Below are 11005 nucleotides of genomic sequence, written 5' to 3' on the forward strand. Positions count from 1 at the left end.
CGGTGGAGAACCGAACATATCCGACGCCGGGCACCGGCACGTCCACCCTCGTCCCCGAGCCGGTGCGCAGCGCCCCGCACGCTCCGGCGCGCACCCTGCGGGCCCGGCGGCGCAGGCCGGCCGTGCTGGCCATGGCCGTGGCGCTGATCGCCGCCGGCGGGCTCGGCGGCGCGGTGCTCTACAACAGCACCGGCCAGCGGATCGCCGTCCTGGCCCTGGCCCGTGACGTCCCGTACGGGCAGGTGCTGAAGGCCGAGGACCTCGTCGTCGCCCGGATCGCCAGCGACCCGGCGCTCAAGCCGCTGTCGGCCGCCGACCGGGGCAAGGCGGTCGGCATGCGCGCCACCACCGACCTCCGGCAGGGCGCCCTGCTGCTCAAGGCGGACGTCGCGCAGGCACTCACCGTGGAGCCCGGCCAACTGGTCGTCGGCGTCGCGGCCAAGCGCACCCAGCTGCCCGCCACCAAGCTCCAGCCCGGCGTCCTGGTGGTCGTCGTCTCCACCCCGGACAGCAACGCGGGCCAGGCCGGCGGCGCCACGCGCACGCCCGAGGCGGTGGCCGCCGTGGTCACCGCGATCGGGAAGGCCGACCCGGACGGCAGCCAGGTGATCGACGTCGCGGTGCCCACCGCCGACGCCGCGCGGCTGGCGGCCTGGGTCGCCAGTGCCAAGTTCCAGGTGGTGCTGGCACCGCGCGGAGCGGCCACGGCGCAGCCCTCGGGTGCGGCGCCGTCCGGTGCCGCACCCTCGGGTAGTGCGGCACCCTCCGGGAGTGCGTCGCCGGGGGGCGGCGCCTGATGGCGGTGATCGCGGTCGTCGGCGGCGCCGGGGCGCCCGGCGCCACCACGGCGGCCCTCGCCCTGCTGCTCGCCTGGCCCCTGGAGCCCGGGCGCAGGATCCTCCTGGTCGAATGCGACCCGGACGGCGGATCCGTCCTCGCCGGCGCCCTGGAGGGCCGGGTCGAGGCGGTGTACGGGCTGCGCAACCTGGCCGTCGCCGACCGGCGCGGACTCCTCGCCCAGACCCTCTGGGACCAGCTGATCGACCTCTCCCCGGACGGCAGCGCCGACCGGCTGCTGCTGCCCGGCCTCACCGACCCCACCCAGGCGCCCGGCCTCGCCTACACCTGGGAGCCGCTCGTCGAGACCCTGCACGGGCTCGAACCCCAGGGCTACGACGTGATCCTGGACCTCGGACGCTCCGGCGCCACCGGCCCCAGCGCCGTTCTGGCCCGCCGCGCGGACGTCGTCGTCGCCACCCTGCGCACCACCCTGCGCGGGCTGAGCGCGGCCCGGCCGAGACTGGCCGCGCTGCGCGAGGACCTCGCCACCGGCGGCAGCGGGGCGGACGCACTCGGCCTGCTGCTGATCGCCGAGGGCCCGTACTCGGCCTCCGAGGTGTCCCGGGAGTTCGGGCTGGCGACGCTCGGCCTGCTCCCGCACGCCCCGCGCACCGCCCGGGTGCTGTCCGACGGCGGCGACAGCACCGACCGCCGGTTCATCCGCTCGGAACTGATGCGCACCGCGCGCTCGGCCGCGGACCAGATCCAGCTGCTCGTCCGCAGCCGCCGCAGACGGCTCGCACCCACCGCCGCCGAGGCCGCCGCCCACCCGCAGGCCGTTCCCGGCCCCGCCCCCGTCGAGCACCAGCTCCCGCGCGCCGCCTGGCAGCCGGCCCAGGCGGCCCAGGCGGCCCACCCGCTCGCGTTCCCGCCGCAGGCCGCCGCGGCGTACGGGCAGGCGCCGCTGGCCGGGCTCGCCCCGCAGCCCGCCGCGCCCGCGCCGTTCCCGGGGCAGCAGCCGCAGCCCCACCAGCAGCCGGAGCAGGCCGGGTACCCGCAGCCGTACCCGCAGTACCAGCAGCCGGAGCAGCCGGAGCAGGCCGAAACCCCGCAGCACATCACTTACGGGCAGGTGCTCCGTGCGAGGTAGCCCCCTGAACCAGCGGCCCGCCGTCGACCCCGGCGCCGTGCCGTGGTCGGCGCCGCTGCCGGGCGTGACCGGCCCGCCGCCGCTGACCCCCCTGGTGACCGGACCGGTCAACGGCCACACCGCTCCGACCGCCGCTCCGACCGCCGTCCCGTCCGCGCTGCCCACGCTCGACAAGCGCGGAGCGGGCACCCGGCCCGCCGTCGACCCGCAGGTGGCGCGCGAGCTGAAGCGCCAGGTCGCCGCCGAACTGCACCAGCAGCTCACCCGGCTGGCGGCCGCCTCCGGCGCCGAGGCGGACCGTGCCACCCGCCGCCAGCGCGGCCGGGCCCTGATCGAGGAGGCCGTCGCCCGCTGGTCCGACGCGTACGCGCAGACCCACGGCATCCCGCCCACCCGGGACCAGGACCGCGCCCTCGCCGAGGCCGTCTTCGACCTGCTGTTCCGCGCCGGGCGGCTCCAGCCCTACCTGGACGACCCCGACATCGAGAACATCCTGATCAACGGCTGCGACGACGTCTGGATCTCCCGCGTCCACCAACCGCTGCGCCAGGTACCGCCGGTGGCCGACACCGACGCCGAACTCATCGAACTCCTCCAGGACCTGGCCCGCCAGCACGGCGGCGGCGAGCGCAGTCTCTCCACCGCCAGCCCCACCCTCGCCCTGCGTCTGGAGGGCGGTATGCGGCTCCAGGCGATGACCGAGGTCACCCCGCGCCCGTACGTCGCGATCCGCCGCCACCGGGTGGCCTCCGCGACCCTCGGCGACCTCGTCCAACTCGGCACCGTGGACCCGACCCTGGCCGCCTTCCTGGGCGCGGCCATCCGGGCCCGGAAGAACGTGATGATCACCGGCACCCAGGGCGTGGGCAAGACCAGCCTGCTGCGCGCGATGGCCGCCGAGATCCCGCCGGACGAGCGGATCGGCACCCTGGAGTCCGAGTTCGAACTCTGGCTGCACACCCTCGGCCACCTGCGCCAGGTCGTCCCGATGGAGGCCCGAGAGGGCAACGGCGAGCGCGTCGACGGCCGGATGGCCGGTGAGCTGACGATCGGCGAGCTGATCCCCGCCGCCCTGCGGATGACCCTCTCGCGGATCATCGTCGGCGAGGTCCGCTCCGGCGAGGTGGTCCCGATGCTGCGCGTCATGACCAACGGCGAGGGCGGCTCGATGTGCACCCTGCACGCGCGCGGCCCGCACATGGTGGTCGACCGGATCGCCGAACTCTGCCTGGAGTACGGCTCCCACATGACCGACAGCCTCGCCTACCGCCTCACCGCCAACGCCATCGACCTCATCGTGCACGTCACGATGGTCGACGAGACCGCCGTCGGCGGGCGCCGCCACCGCTTCGTCTCGCACGTCATGGAGGTGGCCGGCCTCGGCGAGCACGGCCGGCCCGCACTGAACACCGTCTTCGGCCCGCGCCCCGAGCAGGGCGAACCCCGGGCCGTCCCGCACACTCCGCCGAACTGCCTGGACGACCTGCGCCGGGCCGGCTTCGACGCCTCCCTCCTGCAGTCCCGGTACGGCACCTGGGCCACGCCGCTGCACCTGCGGATCGGCGGCGCGCGATGATCCTGCTCTTCGTCCTCTGCGGCCTGCTGGTCACCGCCGGCCTGGTCACCCTCGTCGTCGGCCTGCGCGGCAGCGACCCCGCCGCGCAGCCCGCCGGCAGCCCGTTCGCGACCCGCGCGCACGTGCTCTGGTACGGCTCGCCCGGTGCGGCCACCCCCCGGGTGGTGCGGCTGCGCCGGGTCCAGCTCCCGCTGGTGCTGGCCGGAGCGCCGCTCGGCTGGCTGTTCACCGGCATCCCGCTCACCGCGCTGCTCGTCCCGCTCGGCGTCTTCGGCCTGCCCTGGCTGTTCGACGCCACCCGCTCCGACACCCACCGGATCGAGCAGCTGGAGGCGCTGGCCGAGTGGACCCAGCGGATCGCGGACGTGCTGCTGCTCGGCGTCGGCCTCAACCAGGCGCTCGTCACCAGCCGCCGCACCGCACCCGCCGCCCTGGAGCCCGAGATCGCCGAACTCGCCGCCCGCCTACAGTCCCGCTGGCGGCCCGAGGACGCCCTGCGGGCCTTCGCCGACAGCCTCGCCGACGCCACCGCGGACAAGGTGCTCGGTGCGCTGCTGCTGCGCTCCGGCGACAGCGGTCCGGGTCTCGCGCGGGCGCTGGCCGACCTCGCCGACTCCGTCCGCGACGAGGTGCGCCAGCGCCGCGCCATCGAGGCCGACCGGGCCAAGCACCGCACCACCATCCGCTGGATGGTGGGCATCATCCTGCTGGTGATCGTCATGGGCTCGTTCAACAGTGCCTACACCGAGCCCTACCGGTCCCTCGTCGGGCAGATCGTGCTCGCGGTGCTGGCCGCCGCGTTCGTCGCGGTGATCGCCTGGATGCGGGCGCTGGCCTCGCACCCGCCGCTGCCGCGGCTCCTGGAGCCGGACCGCCGCAGCAAGGCCGGCCGGCTCGTCGCCGCCCCCGGCCCGGAGGACGACGCACTCCTGGCGGAGAGCACCGACCCGCTCGCGAAGGAGGCCCGGTGATCTCGCCCTGGTCCGTGCTGGCCGGCGCCGTCGCCGCCGGCGGCATCGCCCTGTTCGTCTCCGAACTCCGCCCGGCCCCACCGGATCTGGGCCAGGCACTGGACCGGCTGCACCGCGCCCCCGTGGTCGGCCGCCCGGAGGACGTCGAGGAGGTGCCGCGCTGGTACGACCGGCTCGGCGCCGGCGCCACCGGCCTGCCCGGCCTGCGCATCCCGCACCGCGAACTGGCCCTGATCGGCCGCACCCCGGCCCGGTTCATGGCGCACAAGATCCTGTTCGCCCTCCTCGGGTTCGTGCTGCCGGCCTACCTCAGCCTGATGGCCACCCTCGTCGACGCCTCGCTGCCGGCCGCCGTGCCGTTCGTGGTCGGCCCGATGCTCGCGGGCCTGCTCTGGTTCGTCCCCGACGGCGTCGTGCACGGCGAGGCCAAGGAGGCCAGGACCGAGTACCTGCACGGCATCGCCTCCTACCTCGAACTCGTCGCCCTGGAACGCGCCGCCGACTGCGGTCCGGCCGAGGCGCTGCGCAGGGCCGCCGTGGTCGGCCGGGGCACCGTCTTCCGCCGCATCCGGGACGCCCTGGAACGGGCCTCCACCGACCGCCTCCCACCCTGGGACGGCCTGGACACGCTCTCCGTCGAACTCGGCCTGACGCCCCTCCAGGACGTCGCCGACATCATGCGGATCTCCGGCACGGACGGCGCCGCCGTGTACGAGACCCTGCGGGCCCGCTCCAGGAGCCTGCGCAGCGAACTCCTCGCCGAGGACCTCGCCCGCGCCAACACCGACAGCGAGCGGATGGTCGCCCCCGGCGCCGCGCTCACGCTGCTGATGACCGCCATGATCGTCTTTCCCGCGCTCTACCAGATGCTCAACTCGCAATAGGCACCGGAGACAGGCTCCACCCCATCCCCCGAGTACACCTGGAGTACCGATGACCGTCCGACTGCGACAGCTGGCAGGCCGTCTGCTCGCGACCCTGCTGCCCCTCCAACTCGCCTCGCTGCTCCTCCAGTACCGGATGGGCAGGCTGCGCGCGGCCCGCGCCGGCGGCGACCGCGGCGCCATCAGCATCGAGCTGGCCCTCGCCGTGCTGGCACTGCTGTTCATCGCCGGCGCCGTCATCGCCGCCATCAAGCTCCTGGCGGCCGACGTCACCGCGAAGGTGCCCGCAACGGACCCCGTCGACTGATGCCCTCCTCCCGGCGTGCGCGCGACGGGGGGTCGATGTCGCTGAGCCTGGCCATCGTCTTCCCCGTCGTCCTGTTCCTCGTCATGCTCGTCGTCCAGGGCGCGATGTGGTGGTACTCCCGCCAGGTCGCGCTCGTCGCCGCCCGCGAGGGCGTGGACGCCGGACGACTGCAGGGCGCCGCCGCCGACTCCGTGAAGGACGGGGCGGCCAAGCGCCAGGCGGAGGACTTCCTGCGCCGGGAGGGCGGGATCCTGGACGGCTACTCGGTGACCACCGACGGCAGTTCGGCCGAGCGGATCCAGGTCACCGTGGTCGTCGCACCGCACTTCCTGATACCCGGGGTGCCGACCCCCACGCTCACCCAGCACGCCTCCGCCCCGCGCGAACGCTTCGTCCCGCAGGTCGGTGGCCCGTGAGGTGGACGTTCCCGGGCCGGCGCCACCGGGGGGACCGGGGCAGCGTGGCCGTCGAGGCCGCGCTGCTCGCCCCGGTGCTGGTCACCTTCGTCCTGCTGGCCGTCGCGGCCGGCCGGCTCCAGACGGCCGGCGGGACGGTGGACGCGGCGGCGCGCGCGGGGGCGCGCACCGCATCCATCACCCGCGGCACCGAGGGGATCGAGAAGGCCGCCAGGGGCGCCACGGACGAGGTGCTCCGGCAGGACGGGGTGTCCTGCAAGAAGCTTGAAGTCACCCTGACGAAGGGAATGCTGGACACACCGGGCGGCCAACTCGCCACCATGACCGTGACGGTGACGTGCGACGTCGGCCTGAGCGACCTGGTGGTGGCCGGACTGCCCGGCAGCAAGACCCTGACCGGCAGGTTCACCTCGGTCGTCGACCGTTACCGAGGACAGTAGAAGCAGTGCGCAGCGCACGTGGGGGAGGGGAAGCGATGCTCCGCAAACCGGGGGCACCGGAGAAACCGGCGACGCCGGACGGATCGGCCGACGGGAAACGTCCGTGGTGTCGTCGCCGGGTCCGCCCGGACGCCGGCGCCATCTCCCTGTTCGTCGCCATCGTCACCACCGGCTTCGTCAGCATGATCGGCCTCGTGGTCGACGCCGGCGGCCGGCTGCGCGCGATCGAGAACACCGACGCGCGCGCCCAGGAGGCCGCCCGCGTCGCCGGCCAGCAGCTCGACGAGGCGGGTGTGCTCCAGGGCCGGGGCTTCAAGGTCCTGGAGGCGTACGCCTCCCAGGCCGCCAACGCCTACCTCGGCCTGTTCGGCCTCAGCGGCAGCGCCTCGCTCACCGCCGACGGCACCGGAGTGGTCGTCACGGTCAGCACCACCTACAAGCCCGCCCTCCTCAGCCTGGTGCCGAAGAACGGCTGGGGGATCACGGGCCGGGGCAGCGCCATCCTCGTCCACGGAGTCAAGAAAGCGGAGAACGGCTGATGGCCGCGCCACGTGCCAGGAACCACGCCCGTACGGACCGCCAGGCCGGACACGGCCGCCGCCCGTCCCCCCGCCCCTCGCCCCGGCCGCCCCGCCGCCGGGGCGGTGCCGGCGCGGTGTTCGGCGCCCTCGGGGCGCTGGTCACCCTCCTCGGCCTGCTGGCCGGGCTCCCCGCCCTGCTGCTCCACGGCACCCGGGTGGTCGCCGCGATGGGCGACCTCGCACCCGACGGCGTCGGGCAGTTGCTCACCAGCCCCGACGACGGCCGGCTCTTCCTCTGGGCGCTGGTCGTGATCGGCTGGCTGGGCTGGCTGTGCTTCGCGCTCTCCGTCCTGCTGGAGATCCCGGCGCAGCTGCGCGGCCGGATCGCCCGCCGGATCCCGGCGTTCGGCTGGAGCCAGCGGATCGCGGCCGGCCTGGTCGGCTCGGTGATCGCACTGCTGCCGGTGGCCGGCTCGGCCTTCGCCGCCACCCCGGAGCGCGACCACCAGGTCACCGCGGTGGCCCAGTTGGCCGCCGCCCCGCAGTACGCCGCGCTGGCCGCCGCGCAGGCCGCGCCCGCCCTGGCGCCGGCGGCTGAGGCGCAGGCCGGCTACACCGTGCGCGACAGCAGGCCGGCCGACAGCCTCTGGTCCATCGCGGAGCGCCAACTCGGCTCCGGATCACGCTGGGTGGAGATCGCCAAGCTCAACGACGGCCGCGTGATGGACGATTCCGGCATCCGCTTCGACGCCGACCGGCCGATCCAGCCCGGCTGGAAGCTGCTGATGCCGGGCGACGCCAAGCCGGACACCGCGACGGCCGCCGACCCCGCCGTGCCCGCCGCGCCCGCCACCGGGCAGGCCGGTACGGACCACCAGCAGCCCGGCGCGGGGCAGCATCCCGGCGTCACCGTCGCCGAGGGCGACACGCTGTCAGCCATCGCCGAGAGGGAGTTGGGCAGCGCCGAGGCCTGGCCGCAGCTCTTCGAGGCGAACAAGGGCGTCCAGGCGCCGGACGGCGAGCGGCTCGACGATCCGGACGAGGTGGTGCCGGGGATGGTCCTGGCCATCCCCGGCGCGGCCGCCCCGGCTCCGACTCCGGTTCCGACTCCGGAGCCCGCCCCCGCACCGGCACCCGTCCCTGCGCCGGAGCCCGCCCCCGCGCCCGCACCCGAACCCGCGCCTGCTCCCGCCGCATCGGCTCCCGCAGCGGAGACCCCGGCCGCGCCCGCCCCCGCCGCATCGGCCCCCGCGGCGGAGACCCCCGCCCCCGCCCCGACCGACGGGCCGGTCCCGGTGCACGCGAAGGAGACGAGCGCCCCGAGCGACGACTACAGCGTCGCGCTGGCCGCCTCCACCGTCAGCGTCCTGCTCGCCGCGATCATGGTCGGCACCGTCGCCCGTCGGCGCGGCGGACAGCAGCGCGCCCGCCGTCCCCGGCACCGGGTGGCCCTGCCGGCAGCGCCCGCAGCAGCCTTCGAGGCCGAGCTGAAGGCCCGCCAGGACAACTCCGGCCTCGACCTGCTGAACCGCGCCCTGCGGACGATGGCCCGCAACACCATCCGCTCCGGCAAGCGTCTGCCGGCCCTCATCGCGGCCCGGGTCACCCCCGGCCGGACGGTCGAACTGCACCTGTCCGGGCCCGCCGCCCCGATCGCCCCGTTCCGGGCCGCCCACGCGGCCAACGTCTGGTGGTGCCCGGAGGACGCCTCCGACCTGCTCTCGCCCGGCCAGGCCGCCAAGACCGCCGCGCCCTACCCGGCCCTGGTCACGCTCGGCACCTCGCCGGACGGGTCGGTGGTGCTCGCCGACCTGGAGACGGTCCGCCTGCTGCACCTCTCCGGCCACCCCGACGACGCCCGGGACGTGCTGCGCACGCTCGCCCTGGAACTCGCGCACAGCCCGCTGGCCGACCGGCTCCACCTGCACCTCGTCGACCTGGCCGAGGAGTTGCCGATCGCCGGCCCGGCCGCCGAGCGCATCCACCGGCACCCGACCCTGGAGGCCGCCCTCGCCGCCCTGGGCCCCCGGACGGCGAAGGCCCGCGCCACGCTGGTCGCCGCCAACGCCACCAGCCCGCGGGACGCCCGCAGCCGGGGGGAGGCGGACGAGTCGTGGATCCCGGAGATCGTGCTCTGCGCCCAGCAGCCGGGCGGCAACGTCCCCGCCGAACTCGGCCGCCTGCTCGACGCCCGGCCGCGCACCTGCGTCGCCGTGATCACCCGCGCCCCCGAGCGGGGCACTGGCCCGGTCGCGCGGTGGACGCTGCCGAGCACCGGCCAGACCACGCTGCCCGGCCTGCACCTCGGCCTGGAGCTCCAGCGCCTGACCGGCCGGCAGTACGACAACGTCGCCGAACTGCTGCGCTCCTCCGGCGACGAGACCCAGTACCCGGCGCCCGCCTGGACGATCGAAGGCCCTGGTTCTGACCTCGATCCGACCGAACTGCCGGTGCCCGTACCGGTACTGGTCTCGGTCGGCGCGCAGGGCGGGAACCCGTACAGCAGCCCGGCCGCCGTTCCGGACGGCGCCGCCGCCGGGCCCCGCCTGCTCGCGCGGGTGATCGGTACCGGCGTCAGCCCGTTCGCCGGCACCGACCCGGCCGCTCCGCTGGCCGCCGCCCCGGCCACCCCCCAGGGCCCGGGCAGCCGGGCCGGCATCAACGGCCTCGGACGCCAGGCGAACAACTCCGTGCCCGCCGTACAGCCGGCCCCGGAGCGGCCGCAGGCCCCGGACGTGCCGGAGGGCGCGGACCTGACGCAGGCTCCGGACCTGCCGGAGTCGGAGGCCGCCCAGGAGCCGTCCACGCCGTCCGGTCCCCGGTTCGAGAAGCCGGCCGCACCCGTCCAGCCCGTCACCCCGGTGGCGCCCGCGCCGCCGCCGCGCGCCGAGCCGGCTCCCACCCACGATCCGGCTCCGGCCCCCGCGGCCTCCGAGCCGCACACCCCCGCCCGTCCGGACGCCGAGGTCCAGGCCCCGGCCCAGGCCGCTGCCGCTCCGGCCGCCGCACCCCCGGCCGGCGTGCCCGCCGCCCGCACCGCCGGCGTCCGTTCCGACGCCGACGACCTGCTCGCGATCCTGCGCTCCCCGGAGGCGCACGCCACCCGCACCGCCCCCCGGATCCGGCTGCTCGGGCCCGTCGACGTGATCGGCGCGGCCGGTCCGGCCGAACCGGCGGCGCTGCTGCGCCTGACCGAGCTCGCCGCCTATCTGGCCCTGCGCCCCGGCGCCGAGGACCTCGCCCTCGACCACGACCTGCACCCGGGCGCCGCCCACCTCGAACCGCACCCGTCGGGCGCGGCGGCCGGCGGGGACGGAAACCCCGGCACCCCGCTGCCCGCCAAGCTCGCCGACCTGGCGGCCTGGTTCGGCGCCTCCACCGAGGGCCGGGCGTTCCTGCGGACCGACTCCGCCGAGGGCTACACGTTCGCCCCGACCGTCACCTGCGACTGGGACGAGTTCCGCAGCCTCTACCGCCGGGGCATGCGCAGCACCAGTGCCACCGCCGACGCCGCGCTGGCGCACGCCCTCGCCCTGGTCCGGGGCGCCCCGTTCGCCGAGGCGCCGCCGGCCGCCTTCGGCTGGGCCGAGGCCGAGCGGCAGGACATGATCGCGGCCATCGTGGACACCGCCCACGAGCTGGCGGCCCGCCGCCTCCAGTACGGCGACCACCGCAGCGCCGAGGCCGCCGTCTTCCGTGGCCTGGCGGTCGCCCCCGAGGTCGAACTGCTCCACCGCGACCTCTTCTACGCCTACGCCTCGGCCGGCGCCCGCGACCAGCTGGTGCGGGCGGTCAACCGGCTCGACGCCCTCAGCCGCCGCACCGGCCGCGACCTGGACGCCGACACGGTGGCGCTGCTCCGCGACCTCCTCTCCGGCTCGTGAGAGGAGCGCCGGCGCGGTAGGGCGCGTCAGTGTGCGATGCCGGTCGCGGACGTCCGGCGAACGCGCGGGGTGGCGC

Annotated in this window: 10 protein-coding genes; all 10 read left to right on the forward strand. The window is 76.1% G+C overall.

Features of this window, described 5'->3' with window-relative positions:
- The first annotated feature begins 2 nt into the window (after nt 1–2).
- The 10 genes from ACFUK0_RS03295 to ACFUK0_RS03340 are packed head-to-tail and all read left to right on the forward strand — an operon-like array spanning nt 3 to nt 10929.
- A complete protein-coding gene (locus ACFUK0_RS03295) occupies nt 3–797 on the forward strand; it encodes an SAF domain-containing protein (RefSeq protein WP_380246304.1) in 795 nt (264 codons plus the stop codon).
- Nucleotides 797–1930, forward strand: a complete 1134-nt coding sequence (locus tag ACFUK0_RS03300; RefSeq protein WP_380246305.1) for a hypothetical protein — start codon at nt 797–799, stop codon at nt 1928–1930. The genes ACFUK0_RS03295 and ACFUK0_RS03300 overlap by 1 nt, the downstream gene beginning before the upstream one ends.
- Nucleotides 1920–3506 (forward strand): CpaF family protein, encoded by a 1587-nt coding sequence (locus tag ACFUK0_RS03305; protein ID WP_380246306.1) that lies wholly within the window; start codon nt 1920–1922, stop codon nt 3504–3506. Before ACFUK0_RS03300 ends, ACFUK0_RS03305 begins: the two co-directional genes overlap by 11 nt.
- Nucleotides 3503–4477, forward strand: coding sequence for a type II secretion system F family protein (locus ACFUK0_RS03310; protein WP_380246307.1), 975 nt, complete (start codon nt 3503–3505; stop codon nt 4475–4477). Before ACFUK0_RS03305 ends, ACFUK0_RS03310 begins: the two co-directional genes overlap by 4 nt.
- Entirely contained in the window at nt 4474–5361 is an 888-nt protein-coding gene (locus tag ACFUK0_RS03315) for a hypothetical protein (RefSeq protein ID WP_380246308.1), read from the forward strand. Before ACFUK0_RS03310 ends, ACFUK0_RS03315 begins: the two co-directional genes overlap by 4 nt.
- Before the next feature lie 49 nt (nt 5362–5410).
- Nucleotides 5411–5668: a hypothetical protein gene (locus tag ACFUK0_RS03320; RefSeq protein ID WP_380246309.1), complete on the forward strand. Its 258-nt coding sequence runs from the start codon at nt 5411–5413 to the stop codon at nt 5666–5668.
- 35 nt (nt 5669–5703) lie between these two features.
- Nucleotides 5704–6084: a TadE/TadG family type IV pilus assembly protein gene (locus ACFUK0_RS03325; protein ID WP_380246310.1), complete on the forward strand. Its 381-nt coding sequence runs from the start codon at nt 5704–5706 to the stop codon at nt 6082–6084.
- A 44-nt stretch (nt 6085–6128) separates the two neighbouring features.
- Nucleotides 6129–6524, forward strand: a complete 396-nt coding sequence (locus ACFUK0_RS03330) for a TadE/TadG family type IV pilus assembly protein (protein WP_380246311.1) — start codon at nt 6129–6131, stop codon at nt 6522–6524.
- Nucleotides 6525–6559: 35 nt separating this feature from the next.
- Nucleotides 6560–7063, forward strand: coding sequence for a hypothetical protein (locus tag ACFUK0_RS03335; RefSeq protein WP_380246312.1), 504 nt, complete (start codon nt 6560–6562; stop codon nt 7061–7063).
- Complete coding sequence (locus ACFUK0_RS03340) at nt 7063–10929, forward strand: LysM peptidoglycan-binding domain-containing protein (RefSeq protein ID WP_380246313.1); 3867 nt, start codon at nt 7063–7065, stop codon at nt 10927–10929. The genes ACFUK0_RS03335 and ACFUK0_RS03340 overlap by 1 nt, the downstream gene beginning before the upstream one ends.
- Nucleotides 10930–11005: the final 76 nt, after the last annotated feature.

The organism is Kitasatospora sp. NPDC057223 (assembly GCF_042669755.1).
Taxonomy (GTDB): Bacteria; Actinomycetota; Actinomycetes; order Streptomycetales; family Streptomycetaceae; genus Kitasatospora.